Here is a 15,947-nt window from a genome sequence, read left to right on the forward strand (position 1 = left end):
ATCGACACACCTCTTGAAAAACACAAAAATTTTTTGAAAAATCATCAATTTTGCAGCTTGAAAGGCTTACTGCATAAGGCATCGACACACCTCAACGAGGTTATGCGGTTTTCAAGGTTCGGGCGAGGTGTGTCGATGAGTTCAACACATTTAGGAAAAAGGTATATTACTTTACCTGTAGTTGTCAATATTTTTTCAAAACCCTTAATAATTGTGGGCAGAAATGTCAAATCTTTTTTTACCTTCCTACTCCCTGAAGACGAACTTTTTGTTAGTCTAGGTTAACTGAAAACTCAGCTAACCTAGACAAGAAGGTAGATGATTGTTTCTGGAATCTTAACAATTTTCTCCTGATGTTTCACAAGCGCCAATACTCACCCAACGGCTAGAACCATCTTCCCAATGTTCTTTCTTCCATATTGGCGCATTATGTTTGAGCGTATCAATAGCATATTGGCAAGCTTCAAACGCCTCACTCCGATGAGGACAACCCACTGCTACTAAAACGCTGATTTCCCCAACTCGCAAACGTCCAACGCGATGATAAATCGCTACTCGATTCACATCAGAGGTAGATAAACGAATATCAGCAGCAATTTGATAAAATATCCGCATTGCCATCGGTTCGTAAGCTTGATACTCTAAAGCAACCACAGGTTTTCCATCGGTTTGATTGCGAACCATGCCACTCATCACAACCACAGCACCGTTTGCTGGATCATCAGACTTGGTGTAAATTTCTTCGAGAGATAATGGTGCAAAGGTAATGGCAAAACTATCTTCGGATCTTGGTTTAACAGCAGAGGCTAGTGTAGTCGTCATAACTGCATTGATACTATGTGGGCTTTTTCTATTCTCTCTGAACTGAGCATTGCTGGTCTATGTTTTATAGCCGTTGTTAATGCTTTTGAACAAAAAAAGGATTTTTTTAGTTTATAAATTTTCTTGCCCATTAGGAAAGCAATCAAGGCTTCAAATTCTCTTCTCAGAGTAAAAATGGTTTTATCTGTTAGCGAAAAATAATAATGCCGCAAATCTTCTAAAATTTACTTAAAATAACCAAATTGCACTGTTATCCTCTTCAATGCATATTATTATAATTAAAGCGGTCAAGTTATCTGCTTGTTCGCGTCTTGAAATAATTGGATAGACAAGAGGACTTTTCAAACATCCTCTAAGAGGATGTTTGAAAAGTTTTGGGCGATTGGAAATCGCGGCTACACAAGCAAAGTCCGCCTGCGCGGACTAACACAAAATCAAGCTTCTTAACCCACATAGGTGGGTTTCGTCTGTGTAGCCGCGACTTCTAGTCGCCAGGGCAAGTAATAATTTAGACTTTTCAAACATCCTCTAAGATATTGATGGCAATCCCCACCTACAGAAAGGGCGATAAATAGACGTTGCTTAGTAACACGAGGACAAGTTGTCATTCAGCAATAGTTAGGAACAATGTAATGAAATCTTTCGTGTGTAACAATGAATCAGCGAGACTTGAGGCTTTGCGTCAGTATCAGATTCTCGACACTCCACCAGAAGAAGCATTCGACGATCTAGCGTTCTTAGCCGCACAGATTTGTAACACACCGATCGCCTTGATTAATCTAATTGACGCTAACCGTCAGTGGTTCAAAGCCAAGGTGGGGTTGAATCTCCAGGAAATGCCACGAAATAACGGGTTCGATTCGATTTGTATGGAAAGTGGCGAAGTTTTGATCATTCCCGACACCTTAGCCGATAAACGATTTGCGACAAATCCCATAGTTACCTCTGCTGAATTTGCTGTGAGATTTTATGCTGGCGTACCTTTGTTAGCACCGGGAGGAGAAGCGATCGGGACTCTGTGTATAGTTGATCGCGTAACACACCAAATCAGTCCCCAACAGGTGGAAGCGCTGCAAACTCTGAGCCGTGTGGTAGTTAGACAACTAGAAATCCGGCGGAACTCAGTTGAACTAGCAAGCGTACAACAGAAGTACAATCAGGCACGGGAAGCATTACACCAAAGCGAATCTACTTTGAGCAGCTTCTTTAACAGTTCGCCGATGATGATGGGAATTGCCGAGTTGGTAGATAATGAAATCCTGCATATTTCGGATAACCCCGCCACAGCTAAATTTTTTGGACTCACGCCAGAAGAAATGCAAAATCGGCTAGCGCGAAACATGGGTGCAACAGATAAGCGTGTTTCCCAGTGGATACGTTGTTACCGTGAAGCAGAACACAGTCAATCACCTGTCAAGTTTGAATATTCTTACGATACTCCCCAAGGTGAAACATGGATATCAGCTACAGTCTCAACAATTGCGGTAAGTTCTGGTAGTCGTCCGCAATTCGCATACATAGCTGAGGATATTACCGAACGCAAGCAAGTAGAACAAAAAATCTGTGAACAAGCAGCATTGCTGGATATTGTCAGTGATGCGATCGCTGTGCAAGATTTGTCTAACAAAATTTTATTATGGAATAAAAGTGCTGAAAAACTTTATGGCTGGAAGTCAGAAGAAGCTATAGGTAAGCAGTCCGATGAACTTTTATCTATTGAATCTTTGACGCAACACCTAGAAATTTGTCAGACTGTTTTAAAAAATGGTTTTTGGCAAGGTGAGTTACACAAAACCAGCAAATCTGGCAAAAAACTGATTGTTGAAAGTCGCTGGACGCTGATCAAGGATGAGCATTTTCAAGCTAAATCAATTCTTGTTGTTGATACTGATATTACCCAGAAAAAACAACTAGAAAAGCAATTTTTACGTGATCAACGCATGGAAAGTATCGGCACTCTTGCTAGTGGGATTGCTCACGATTTAAATAATTTGTTGTCACCAATTTTGATGTCAGTGCATCTGCTCAAAGCTAAAAGCTGCGATCAACAAATTAATCAGATGCTATCAATAATAGAAAGCAATGCCAAACGTGGTGCTGATTTGGTTAAGCAAGTGCTGTCATTTGCTAGGGGAATTGAAGGTGATGTTCAAGGACAAACGGCTACGCGTCAACATACCGTGCTTCAACTCAAGCACCTGATTTTAGAAATGCGGCAAATTATCTCACAAACATTTCCCAAATCAATTGCAGTGTGCACCGAAATTCAGAAGGAATTGTTACCTATTTGTGCCGATAGTACCCAACTGCATCAGGTACTCATTAATTTGTGTCTCAATGCGCGGGATGCCATGCTTACAGGTGGAACTTTAACAATATCTGCTGAGAATATTTGGATTGATGAAACTTATGCGAGTATGCATATAGAAGCTACAGTTGGTGCTTACATTATTGTGAAAGTTGCTGATACAGGATTTGGAATTAGCAAAGAAATATTAGATAGAATATTTGAACCATTTTTTACAACAAAAGAGTTGGGAAAAGGTACGGGACTTGGACTATCAACGGTAATGGCAATTGTTAAAGAGCATGGTGGCTTTATTACCGTATCAAGTTGTGTAGGCAAGGGAACAGAATTTAAGGTGTACTTGCCAGCAGTTAATCAAGTTCCAACGCAGTCGTTAGAAGATATAGAAATTCCGATTGGTTCTGGAGAATGCATTTTAGTTGTAGATGATGAAGCTGCTATTCAGGAAATTACTAAAACATCCTTGGAAAACTATAATTACACTGCAATTACTGCTAGTGATGGCATGGAAGCATTAGCAATTTATGTCCAGTATAAAGATAAAATTAGTGCTGCTATTATTGATATGATGATGTCCAAAATGGATGGAGCAACTACCATTCGCACATTGCAAAGTATCAATCCGTTATTGCCGATTATTGCTGTTAGTGGACTGCTAACAAGTGAGCAAGTACCAATCGATAAAACAGCCCAATATACCGCCTTTTTACCTAAACCTTACACGACACAAGAATTATTGAAAACCCTAAATGCAGTTATTAGTCATTAATCTACACCATCTAGCCGATCGCAATCATATCTACCTTTAATCTCTTGATTGAAAAAGCTGCCAATTGAGTTAGAGGAATGTAAATCTTCCCAAGTATCCTCGTCTATGCCTAAGTATTGATAAACAGCACCACTTTGAAACTCAACTTGCAAAATCTGTTCGTTGCGATCGTAGCCTACAGCCATAGCCATTGATGAGACAACTGGTAGCATGACAATTGGTTCTTCTTCAAATGGCAATGCAGGCGTTTCAGCAATCGCTTCGTTAAGTTCTTGCAATCCTTCATAAGCTTCTATTGGCGCCGGAATTTCCAAAAACTCTAGTTCATCGCCTCGATCGAGCAACAACTGCAAATATCCGTCAGAGTGAGCGATCGCAACTAAACTGCTCAAGTCTACCTTAGATAGCTTCATTTATATGCTCTCCTGTTGGCATAGTCGGGAGTGTTAAAGTTTTATGCAACACTTACGTGCTTTGTAGTACAAATATACTATAAAAGCATTTGGCTGTCAAGCTTGCTAAAACACTGAGTAAAGAATATGTCAGAACAGACCTTCATTCAAACTGACTTTGAGCGATCGCAGGACATTAACTCATCTCACAGCTTTTCGAGTCATTAGCACCAATGACAAATGACAACGCTCACTAGTACAACACGACAGAAATAAACTAATCATTCCAAATCAACGAAACCCTTATGCTGTATTCATTTTTAATTTTTAATTTTTAATTTTTAATTCCGCTTTGCGGTACTAGTTCACCCTTTTGGGTGAGTCATATATCAACCTATCAGGTGACCTGACTGAAGGAAGCTGAGATTAATAATAAAGAGGAATCTATTACTAAGGAACACCGATCGCATTTTACCTAAGAATAACTTATGAAACTTGCTACCTTAATAAATTCTGCACTAATTTTTGCTTCTATTACTCTTTTACCTGGAATCGCTAACGCTCAAACAGCTACTACCAACAACAATGAAATAATAGTTATTAACTCTAACAATTTATCCAGTAACTCTACTGCTGTTAGTTACCTCCAGCCTTTCAATCTAGTTACTTTTGCTTATCAAGGAGGTCTGCAACAGCACGGCATTCCTAGCGGTGGAGAGCTAGTATTTAAAACTTTGAACAGAAATATTATTGCGAAAGATGTGGTTAAGGCTGCTGTTAATGCAGATAAATTACCATCACAAGTTTTAAACGACCAAAGTTATCTCAGTGCTGTTAATTTAGAACTCAATGCATTGCCCGATTATGCTGCTGCTGACTGATTTTGTTTTTCTTATAGAACCCATTTAGCATCTAACATTTCCTAGCCTTTTTCCACAATAAAAACTAAGGGTCTGCTAAATTCAACGCCCAAGATTAATGTAGATTCAGCAGTACGCCCAAATTCTTCTGATGCATATTGCAGATAAACTTCCGCACCAGTCCAAGAAAATTTACTTAGATTTGCTGTAGCCAAAGATGGCATAAAGATTACTTCCCATCCTCCAATATTAATGTAGACTCAGCAGTACGCCCAAATTCTTCTGGTGCATATTGCAGGTGAACTTGAGCACCAGGCCAAGAAAATGTCCCAGGTGTTACAGAACGGACTAAGTAGTGCAAGCTATAAACTCCTGGTTCGAGGTGGTCGGCGTAGGCGATAATGCGATCGCGGTAGATATTTCTAAAACCAAGTTCCCAGCTATCGGCTTTTGCTTGTAATGCGGCTGTGGTAGTTTGAAAACTTGCATCCACCGCCTCAAAACCTGATGGTAACGGATCTTTAATTACTATATGATCCACAGGATGATCGGCAATAATTTCTAAACCAATATCAAACACTTGTCCAGAGGCTAAATTTAAAGGTTTATCAAAAGCGTAAAGACCTGTTTTTTGCAGAACTTTCTCTTCATTTAATTTGCTAATTTCTCGTGTTACGCGTAAACCGTTAAATCTGCCTGGTTGATTTCCCTGCAAGCGGTAATTATAAGCAACTAGATAGTGCAAAGTGCCATTACCTGATTTTTGTAGCGTTAAATCATTACGCCCACGAGGTAATAGATTCATCGGCACTATTAGTTGTAAGCTAGGATTTTTGTAGCCATTAAACTTATTTTCTCCTAACTTATTACCAGCTAATTGCACTGTGGCGACGAAATTAGGTGGTGTGGGTTGCAGTTGGCTATATTCTACCAAAGCTGTTAATGCTTGGGCATTATTATAGTTAGTTTGCCATGTGCCATTCCGTCGTAATGCGAGAAGACTTTGGAATAACTTATTGATAACTTCGGGTTTACTCTGCTTGGCAATAAATAATCGTAAAGCTTGTGCTTGCGCCGTGGTAGATGAACTCATCCATCCCCAACTAGTTGGTAAACTTACAACTGCTGTGCGACCACTTTCATAGATATTCTGTTGCAGTTTGTTCACTAATTGTTGAGATTCGTCTTGCCATTCTGGGAATTGAGATAAGTATCGCGCTAGTTTAATTTGAGTTACTACATCAAAGTTATTGCGCTGTTCATAAATATCTGCGAGGAAAGTATTGCGTTTTTCACCCACTTCTGATAGGGCAATTAAAGCATTAAGTTGCAGTTGTCTTTTACAGAGTAGTTGTTTGCAAAACTCATATTCTCCAGGATTCGCCAGAACTTTTTGCAGATAAACTTTCAGGCGAGACAGCATTGCAGAATCGACTAAATTCGGGAACACCTGACTGGCTTTAGCCAAAGATTCAGCCGCATAAGCAGAAACCCAAGGGTCTGATTTTTCTTGTCCGGGGAAAGCAGCAAAACCACCATCGGCTATTTGGAGTTTTTGTAATTTTTCAATTGCCTGATTTGCCTTTTGGCTAGGATTAAATTCTGCAAATGTTTGACCATATTTTTGGGAAATAGTTTGCAGATTAGCCGCAATTATTAACTGACTTGCAGCCGGTTCTGTGAAAGGCAAATCATCATCTTCTAAAACCTGCTTTGCTGGTGCTTGAATCTCCGGTATCAAAGTACTCGCTAACTGAATATCTAAACCTCCCGCATCAGGGAAGGTATTTTTATCAATATTCAGGGGAATCTTCACCTGTTTTTCAGTCACACCAGATTCAACGACTTGTTCTGTAATTTCAATTGGCTTAATTTCCAAAGGTACTTCAAAAGCATCTGCGGCTGTACCATTTAGCTGAGTGGTAAAGCGAATTTTAGCAGTTCCCACACTATCCGCCAGCATGGGAAAGCGATAAGCCTGAGTTGCGGATTCTGCTTTGGTTTGCAAAGCAGTAGTTGTAGGGTTTTTATCAGCAAACTTCACAGTACCGCTAAGTTCGCCATTTATTGAGAGATTTCCTGTATTCCCGGTGTTGTTTGTGACGGATAAACCAGCGAGGATGCGATCGCCTGGACGGGCAAATTGTGGCAAGATGGCATTAGTTAGCAGTGGCTTGGTGCTGATAAACGTCGCCTCCCCATTGCCGAAACGCAGATTTCCATCAGTGGCCACAGCCATCACTCGCCATGTAGTTAAGTCATCCGGGAGTTTAAAGGTTATCTGTGCATTACCATTTTCATCGGTGATGACAGAACCGTTGTAGTAAGCTAAGGCTTTAAAATCGGTGCGAGTGCGAGTATTTGCTGCACCAGTTGACAAACCACCGCCATAACCCCAACCTTTGGGTTTAGCTACATCTTGCGCTTGTAATATGACATCTGGCCGATTATCGCTAAAGCGGGTAGATATTGGCTGTTCTGCATAAACTGTATCTACCAAATTTGGCGGTCGATAACCAGAAAGTTGTAATATCGCCTCATTTACCACCATGACTGTGAACTGTCCTTTGGTGGGGTTTCCTTGATTGTCCTTCAGTTCTAGTTGTACTGTTTCTTCTGCGCCAGGTTCTAATGATGCTTGCACTGGCTTAACTTGCAGTTTTAAATACTTATCTTCTAAGTTAACTTTAAAAGGTGTAAAACCAATCTTCACTAAGTTATCTAAACTTCCCGCTTCCACTTGGTTTATGGGTTTACCTTGTCTTACTAACACAGCTTCAATGGCTGCATTAGGCAGCATTTCTGGCGTAACTTGAAACTGAATTTGTGGTGCGCCTCCCTGAACTTTGACAATCTGCTGATAAAGGGGTTTATCTTTTATCACAGCAAAGTACAATTCTGCATCTGGATAGGGAGATTGAATTAGTACAGTAGCAGTTTCACCAGGTTTGAACTCTTTTTTATCTAATTTAACTTCTAAAACATCTTCTTCTCTAGAACCCCAAAATACTGGATTTTCTCCAGTTGCCCAAATTTGTAAATCTGTGGCACTTAATTCGTTTTTGGCATCGCTAAAATTAACTCTAATCCGATACGAACCAGATTCCGGCGCTGTTAAATTTACCGATTGCGGATTACTAGCAGACGTAATTTCTGCTTGTCCCACTGTTTTATATTCAATTTGATTTTTTGCTGTCCGGCTACCTTCCACCAACTGCGTGACACTGCTGTATTTTATTTGTTGTAATTCTAGTCGCACCCGTTGACCTGTTATCGGTTTTCCTGTAGGGTCAGTAACTATCACTTCAGTGGAAAAAGCCTTACCAGCATCAGCGATAAAATTGCTTTTTAACCCGATAAGTCGATTACTTGGTAAAGCAGTAAAAGTTTTGGAATTCGCTACCGATAGATTAGAAACATCTGCAACTTCCACATCTACCCGGTAAGTCATCGGATATGGTAAATCATTAGCCACATCCACAGTTTGACTACTTTTACCATTAGCATCTAGCTGGGCATTATTTTGCAATACATCACTAGATATAGTAGGGGTTTCTTCTGGCCATAACCATTGCCTACCAAAAGTAAATTCTTCCCAACCTTTAGGAATAAAATTAGCCTGTTGGCGAGTGATAAAATATTTTGCTTCACCACCTTCTACAGGTGGGCCAAACAAATAATTGCTTGTAGCATTAATATCAACTTTCTCGTCAATGAAAGCAAATTCTTTATTTAAGTTGAGTTCGACTTTAAAGTTGGGTGGCTTAAACTCAGCTACCCGAAATTCTCCAGAAATTTCTTGTCCATTCTTCCCCTTCGCCTGGATGGTATGGTAGCCTAAGCGCTCAGTAGTCTTGATTGGCAGTTCCAGAGAAAATGTGCCAAATTCATTTGTAGTTTGCGTACCTAAACTGGTCTTTTGTCCATCAGGATTTACCAAGGTTAATTGGTAAACAGCATTTTTATCTTGCCGAATCGCCCCATTTTGTAAATAGTCCGTAAACCCAGTTAACCAAGCTTTTTCGCCTGGTTGATATAACTGTCTATCTGAGAAAATTATCCCGCGTGATTCGGGCTTACTATTTTGCCAACCAGCATCAATACCATATCCATAAACGCCGCTATATTCTTCTGTTCTAGCGAATGCCCAATCTTGATTTTCACGGGCAATTACTAATAATTGTGGTGATTTGCTAGAGCTTTCATTCCCAGAATAACATTGCTGTAATCCTTCACCAACAACTCTAAAAATTCCATTTTCATCAGTTTTACCCGTTGCACAAGGTACTGGTTCTGGGCGAGATTTTGCTTGTAATTTTGATTGATAAATTTCAATAGCGCTATTTTTAACTGGTGAACCATCTGTAAGATGATTGACGCGAATTAACCCGGACTCAGGAAACCACTGACTAAATACGCCCAAATTTGTCAATTCAACCATTCCATAAGTCGTAGGTTCTCGCCACAGTTCTTTGCCATTCTCCTGGTATTTATTAGTGCGGGCTTGCACTCCATAAGCTAACATTCCCGTAGGAGAATTTATTTTTTCCCGGAGAGGAACAGCAATATCAACTGATTGATTTTTCTTACCTGATACCTTAAAGCTTTGCCAATCAGCAGGTTGTGGTAAGAAATCGTTACTATAATTAAAATAAACTAAATCTGTCGGTTGAACTACTCGATAAGCTGCTTTGTATTTTGATTCTGGCAGATTTCCCGTACTAATATTTAGCTGTAAATCTTTACCTGTGGGGAAAATATTTAAATCTGATGGCACCCAGATATCCCCAGCTAAATCTCCAGTATCATATTTCAGTGTTAGAGGCTTACCTAAAGTTTGTCCAAACTTATCTTTGAGATTTCCACCAATAGTAATTGTATAAGTTTTGGCAGGTTCTAGCGCATAAGGATTGATGCCAACAATTTTATCCTCATCATTAACTTGCAGAATTCTCGAAATGTCTTTTGGTGCTGGATTAATAGTAATATTTTCTTTAGCTGAATCTGCCAATAAGACATTATTAAATTCTAGCTGCGGACTGCCTTTAATAAATCGTCCAAATGTTCCTCCTGAATCTGGCTGTCCGTAAAAGTTAATTTTCTGAAATGCTAAAGGCGAATAAGTTGCTAACTTACTGACAAATTCTTTCTCTGTCGATAAATTACCATAAGCAGGACGTATTCCGGGAGAAAATACCAGGCGATAACTGGTTGCTTTTTCGAGATTTTGTTGTGGAATGAGGTTATAAATCCAATTGCGTGCTGAAGGGTCAAATTTTTCTAAAGGTTCTTGATTTTCTAATGGTTTTTCTTCTTTGTTCAATTCGACTTTGAAGCTTACACCCTTGTCTTTTCCTTCAGGAATTAACTTTAAATGTTCTTGTACAGAACCTAAATCCAATTCGACATTGGAAGTAAACTGTAACTTTTGTTGTAAATCAATTGGTTCAATATCAGCCTTCTCAATGGGATTAACACCTGGTAAATTAGTCAGGTTGATAGATTCGGTATTGAAAGTCCAAGGCAAATCTTTGTCTAGGCGATGATTTTTTAAATCGGCTAAACCTGCTTTGAGAGTGACTTGAAATCTTGTCGCTATTGGCAATGCTTTATCAGCTTGAAAACCCACCATGCGCGGTGTTAAAAAGCGAAATTGGCCGGGTAAAGGCGGCCAAAGGGCAAATTTTTCTAATATTTTCTGCTGTTCTGGACTGTCAAGACTTTCAACTGGGATTAAAGCTTCTTTAAAACGGATACGGATTTGGTTGAGAGGTTTGGTATCTCCAATGGGACTTATTTGTTCAATCCAGTCTGGTAATTTTGGTGGTGTAAGTGAGGAAACTGCTGGTAGTTGTTCTTTACTGGAGTTGATACCAAAAAAATTACACCCTGCCATCCCTAATATAAATGTAAAGAGAAGAAGAAACTGGATTGTTTTTTTCCGGCTTGAAGAACGTCCAACTTTTTTTAACGAGCTGCCAATAAGACCAAGAACGCGATAGGTTATTTTATGGTAAAAACGCAGTAAAACTCTGATAATCATCTTTTTAGTAATTAAAAATAAAAAATTCACAAATTATAGAAAATAAAAATTTGCATTGTTCATGAATGGGCAATGCCAACACTGATAAAGGACGCAAGATAACTAGTTATTTATACCCCACCTTGAATGTAATATATGTTTATTTACATAGATAACTAATCTACTGTAATTGTTCCAAAAATGACTACAATTCTTAACCATAAAGAAATATTTAATTTTCGCAAACATTGATTTAATTTTGCTAATTTATGACAAATAAATTATTAAGTATTTGACATATTACCTGATGTAGATGTAATCATTGCGTCAAAATTAAGGTAAGTTTTCTTGGGCACGGGATTCCCTGATGAGACTAATTTCACGATCGCTACTCAAAATTAAGCACAGTAGTAAGATTATCCTGGCTGTGCTGTTAATCTGTCTGGTTGTCCGCCTCCTACCTTATTTTGCGCCCATTCGTGCCGCAGATATTGCCCAAAATCAGTTGGCAATGCAATTTAGCGATCGCAATGGTTTACCATTAGGAACATTGCTCACCCGTGACCAAGAGCATACATCAGTAGTACCACTAAATCAGGTTTCGCCCCAGTTTATCCATGCCATTCTAGCCGCCGAAGATAGCAGCTTTTACCATCATGGGGCGTTGGATATGAAAGCTGTTATCCGCGCCAGCAAAGAAGCCATCCACGCCAAAAGAATTGTTTCCGGCGCTTCCACTATTACTATGCAGTTAGCGCGGATGTTAGATCCTGTGCCGCGTACTCTGTCAGGTAAAATGCAAGAGATTTGGCTATCTTGGCGGTTAGTAGCAGGGATGAATAAAGATGAAATTCTCTCTGCATACATCAATCGGCTGCCGATGGGAGGAAATATATATGGTGTAGAAGCAGCCGCGCAGACTTATTTTTCCATCCCAGCTAGTGAATTGAATCTTGCCCAAGCTAGTTTGTTGGCTGCTATTCCCAATAATCCCACATACTTTAACCCTTATGAGCATTGGGAACGGTTAAAGCAACGGCAAAAATACGTTCTTAATCGGATGGTACTAGAAAAACATATTAGTGGTGCGATCGCAGATCGAACATCCATCGAAAAGGTTGTATTTCAGTCTAGCCAACGAGGAATTATCGCCGCACCACACTTTTTATTTTGGTTAGCAAATCAAATCCCCCCAACCCCCCTTGAAAATAAGGGCTTAACTCCCCCCTTTTTAAGGGGGGTTAGGGGGGATCAATCCGTTATTCGCACGACTATAAATCGCCCTTTACAGCAGTTTGTCGAAGCACAAGTACAGCAGGTAATTTCTTCCCTAGCCGCAAACAACGTCCATGATGCAGCGGCGTTGGTGATTGATAACCGCACTGGTGAGGTTTTGGCTTATGTCGGTTCGCCTGATTACTTTAATGAAGCCAAACTGGGACGCAATAATGGAGTGCAAGCCCTACGTCAACCAGGTTCTACCCTCAAACCTTTTGTCTATGAATTAGCTTTAGAAAAAGGTTTAATTCGCCCAAATACTATTTTGGCAGATGTACCCGCCCATTACGCAATTCCTGGTGCGAAACTTTATAGCCCAACCGATTACACCGAAAGCTTCCTTGGCCCTGTGCGGGTGAGAATCGCTTTAGCAAATTCTCTAAATGTCCCCGCAGTCCGCGTGTTAGAAAAAGTAGGTGTGCAGACTTTCCTAGAACGTCTGCATCAACTGGGATTTGAACACCTCAATCAAACTCCAGAACATTATGGTTTGGGTTTGACTCTCGGTAGTGGTGAAGTCAGTCTTTGGGAATTAGCTCGTGCCTACCTGACCATAGCACGACAAGGAGATGCGACTCCTTTAATAAGCACATTTTCCAATTCCCCACTTCCGACTTCCGACTCCCGACTCCCCAACGACACAATATGGCAATTAATCACGAATATGCTCAGTGACGGCTATGCTCGTGCAACAGCTTTTGGTGTAGACTCCGTATTAAATTTACCCTTTCCTGCTGCTGTTAAAACTGGCACTTCTTCCAATTTTCGCGATACTTGGACAGTTGGTTTCACTACAGATTACACCGTCGCTACTTGGGTAGGCAATTTCAACGGTGAACCAATGCGACAAGTTTCAGGTGTGACAGGTGCAGCACCCCTGTGGAATCGGATTATGTTACACCTGCATGAAAATCAAGAACCAGCAGATTTTCCGCCTCCAAAAGGTTTAGTGCAATTACCTGTTTGTGCAATTTCAGGATTACGACCAACACCAGATTGTACATCAGTGGTACAAGAATATTTTTATCCTGAAGATAAAAGTAATTACGAACGTGAAAATCAATTCAATTTACCATCAGAGTATAATGAATGGTTGGCAAAACAACAGCAATCGAATTTTAATTCTACCAATTTGAGAATTTTATCTCCCCATGATGGCGATTCATTTTTACTTTATCCAGGTGAAGAAACGAAGCAAAAACTCGAATTCAAGCTAGTGGGAAATAAATCTGCACCTGTGGAATGGTGGTTGAATGGTGAAAAGTTAGATACAAATGCAACTAATTCTTTATTTTGGAATTTGCGTCCTGGTAAATGGACTTTGGAAGCGAGAAGTGGAGAAATGAGCGACAAAGTAAGTTTTAAAGTGGAGTTAGCAAACATTAAACCCACACGTCGAGGTTTTTCTATTATTAATTCTTAGGTAAATAGCATATAGCAATCCTAAATGAGTTGTGAAAATTTGCGTTGTCCAGATCCCCGACTTCTTTGAGAAGTCGGGGATCTAATTTTAATTTTTCATGAATGATTTAGAACTGCTATAGGCATCTAGATTTTCGGATTGCTATATTTGTTTAATGTGTCTGCTTGATAGGAATTTCAACCACAAACTCTGTACCTTCTCCTGGTGCAGAAATACATTTAATTCTTCCTTTATGTTTATCTACTATAATCTGATAACTAATAGATAATCCTAAGCCAGTACCTTTCCCTATAGGTTTAGTAGTAAAGAAAGGGTCAAATAATCTAGTTTTAACTTCCTCAGTTATTCCTGAGCCATTATCTTTAATGCTAATAATTATCCAATTTTCATTTTTAACTTGAGTATGGATAATAATAGAACTAAGCTGTTTTTCAATCTCTCCTTCTAAAAAGTCTATTTCTGGTTGATAGAAAGCATCAATGGCATTACTCAGGATATTCATAAATACCTGATTCAATCCCCCTGGATAACATTCCACAAGAGGTAAGTTACCATAATTTTTGATAATTTTAATTTCCTGCTTTTTATGATTTTCTTTTAACCGATACTGTAAAATCAATAACGTGCTATTAATTCCTTCATGAATATCAACCAGTTTCATTTCGGCTTCATCAATACGCGAGAAGTTCCGCAAAGTTAGTACAATTTCGCGAATACGTCCAGCACCAACTTCCATTGATGATAATATTTTTGGCATATCATCAATAATAAACTCTAAATCTATCTCATCAATTAGAATATTTGTTTCTGGGCTTTCACTACAATATTGTTGCTGATACAGGTTAATTAAAGTTAGTAATTTCTGACTATATTCTCTAACATAGAGTAGGTTGCCATAAATGAAATTAACTGGATTATTGATTTCATGAGCAACACCAGCAACTAACTGACCTAATGAAGACATTTTTTCAGTTTGAATAAGTTGTACTTGAGTGTGTTGCAATTCTTGTAGTGTCTGTTGTAGTTGAAAATTTTTGTATTTTAACTTCGCTGTTCTCTCTGCAACTTGTATTTCCAATCTAGAGTTAGTTTCTTCTAAAGCAGCTTGAGCAAATTTTTTATCTTTTAAGTATTGCTGCAATAAATGCAATACTAAAAGCCATGCCGGAATCAACATTGCTAAACTTATAATAGATTCTGAAATTGCCCATAATATTCTTTGATAATATTCATCAACTTTCTGCTTTAACTGAAGCGAAATATTCTGCTGCCTTTTAGCAACGCCATTAGCATAAATCTGTTTATTGGTTTCATATTCACTACTAGAAAGTAGTAAAATTGCTTTTTCTTTGTTGTTTTTATTAACTAAATCAAAAGATTGATATTCTATTGCAACCAAACGTTGATTAGCAGCATCAATTTTTTTGGCATCCTCATTTTTATATGCTTTAGGAGCCAGTTTAATAGATTCTTTAATAACATTATCAAGTTTAGGTTCAAATTGGCGATACCGTTGTTCCCAAAAAACGTTACCTGTAGCAGCATTCATGCGGGCTGACATCGTTAAGACTTCATCAAGATAGGTAATTTCATCACTCAGTGTTTGCAGTTTAAATTCATATTTAGTAATACTATTAAAACTATGATATGCTTGCCAGTTAAGCCAAATTTGAGGGATAAATAAGAGCAATGTCAACAGTACTGTTAAAGTTACAAGTTGAGAGGAAACAAATCTAAGTTTATAAGATAGGTGCATTTTGATAATATTTTTAGATAGATTATAGTTGAGGACTAACCAAATTTAATCCTCTCCTAAAACTTTATTCCAACAGTATTAATACTTAATAAAATGGTTAAATTTTTTGTAGTTGATTTTGATAGAATTCAAAAATAATCTCATTTCTTTAATTAAGAGAAATTCTTTTGCCAGAGACAAAACATAAATTATCAAGTTTTTTCAACCTCGAAACTCGAAAGTTGGACTCCAGAACCCGAAACTTGTACTAAAGATGTTGCTGCAATAGCTTTATCATGGTTTAGTTGATGGGCTGTTTCCCACAGTCCTGAATTCGA

General features: G+C 38.8%; 8 protein-coding genes. 3 read left to right on the forward strand and 5 right to left on the reverse strand.

What is annotated here, in order from left to right:
* Window positions 1-336: 336 nt before the first annotated feature.
* The gene (locus tag HUN01_RS28740) at window positions 337-822 is read right to left on the reverse strand and encodes a molybdenum cofactor biosynthesis protein MoaE (RefSeq protein ID WP_069069579.1); all 486 of its coding nucleotides are present in this window, start codon (window positions 820-822) and stop codon (window positions 337-339) included.
* 632 nt (window positions 823-1,454) lie between these two features.
* On the opposite strand from HUN01_RS28740, the gene HUN01_RS28745 reads away from it, so the two are divergent.
* A complete protein-coding gene (locus HUN01_RS28745; RefSeq protein WP_181929022.1) occupies window positions 1,455-3,899 on the forward strand; it encodes a hybrid sensor histidine kinase/response regulator in 2,445 nt (814 codons plus the stop codon).
* Here HUN01_RS28745 and HUN01_RS28750 read toward each other — a convergent pair.
* Entirely contained in the window at window positions 3,896-4,312 is a 417-nt protein-coding gene (locus HUN01_RS28750; protein WP_181929023.1) for a KTSC domain-containing protein, read from the reverse strand. The genes HUN01_RS28745 and HUN01_RS28750 overlap by 4 nt on opposite strands.
* A gap of 467 nt (window positions 4,313-4,779) precedes the next feature.
* Between HUN01_RS28750 and HUN01_RS28755 the strand changes: the two genes are divergently transcribed.
* Window positions 4,780-5,172, forward strand: coding sequence for a hypothetical protein (locus HUN01_RS28755; RefSeq protein ID WP_069069582.1), 393 nt, complete (start codon window positions 4,780-4,782; stop codon window positions 5,170-5,172).
* A gap of 41 nt (window positions 5,173-5,213) precedes the next feature.
* Here HUN01_RS28755 and HUN01_RS28760 read toward each other — a convergent pair whose 3' ends face one another.
* Window positions 5,214-5,375 carry a hypothetical protein gene (locus tag HUN01_RS28760; protein ID WP_181929024.1) on the reverse strand — a complete coding sequence of 54 codons (162 nt, stop codon included), beginning with the start codon at window positions 5,373-5,375 and terminating at the stop codon, window positions 5,214-5,216.
* A gap of 5 nt (window positions 5,376-5,380) precedes the next feature.
* A complete protein-coding gene (locus tag HUN01_RS28765) occupies window positions 5,381-11,047 on the reverse strand; it encodes an alpha-2-macroglobulin family protein (RefSeq protein WP_181929025.1) in 5,667 nt (1,888 codons plus the stop codon).
* A 493-nt stretch (window positions 11,048-11,540) separates the two neighbouring features.
* On the opposite strand from HUN01_RS28765, the gene pbpC reads away from it, so the two are divergent.
* The gene (pbpC, locus tag HUN01_RS28770) at window positions 11,541-13,874 is read left to right on the forward strand and encodes a penicillin-binding protein 1C (protein ID WP_181929026.1); all 2,334 of its coding nucleotides are present in this window, start codon (window positions 11,541-11,543) and stop codon (window positions 13,872-13,874) included.
* 151 nt (window positions 13,875-14,025) lie between these two features.
* Here pbpC and HUN01_RS28775 read toward each other — a convergent pair whose 3' ends face one another.
* Window positions 14,026-15,630 (reverse strand): sensor histidine kinase, encoded by a 1,605-nt coding sequence (locus HUN01_RS28775; RefSeq protein ID WP_181929027.1) that lies wholly within the window; start codon window positions 15,628-15,630, stop codon window positions 14,026-14,028.
* Between the last annotated feature and the right edge of the window lie 317 nt (window positions 15,631-15,947).

The sequence above is a fragment of the Nostoc edaphicum CCNP1411 genome, from assembly GCF_014023275.1.
GTDB lineage: Bacteria > Cyanobacteriota > Cyanobacteriia > Cyanobacteriales > Nostocaceae > Nostoc > Nostoc edaphicum_A.

Bases quoted from the DNA above. Each gene is read 5' to 3' on its own strand.
- HUN01_RS28750 (WP_181929023.1), bottom strand. From the start codon at position 4,312: ATGAAGCTATCTAAGGTAGACTTGAGCAGTTTAGTTGCGATCGCTCAC.
- HUN01_RS28745 (WP_181929022.1), top strand. From the start codon at position 1,455: ATGAAATCTTTCGTGTGTAACAATGAATCAGCGAGACTTGAGGCTTTG.
- HUN01_RS28775 (WP_181929027.1), bottom strand. From the start codon at position 15,630: ATGCACCTATCTTATAAACTTAGATTTGTTTCCTCTCAACTTGTAACT.
- HUN01_RS28740 (WP_069069579.1), bottom strand. From the start codon at position 822: ATGACGACTACACTAGCCTCTGCTGTTAAACCAAGATCCGAAGATAGT.
- HUN01_RS28760 (WP_181929024.1), bottom strand. From the start codon at position 5,375: ATGCCATCTTTGGCTACAGCAAATCTAAGTAAATTTTCTTGGACTGGT.
- pbpC (WP_181929026.1), top strand. From the start codon at position 11,541: ATGAGACTAATTTCACGATCGCTACTCAAAATTAAGCACAGTAGTAAG.
- HUN01_RS28765 (WP_181929025.1), bottom strand. From the start codon at position 11,047: ATGGCAGGGTGTAATTTTTTTGGTATCAACTCCAGTAAAGAACAACTA.
- HUN01_RS28755 (WP_069069582.1), top strand. From the start codon at position 4,780: ATGAAACTTGCTACCTTAATAAATTCTGCACTAATTTTTGCTTCTATT.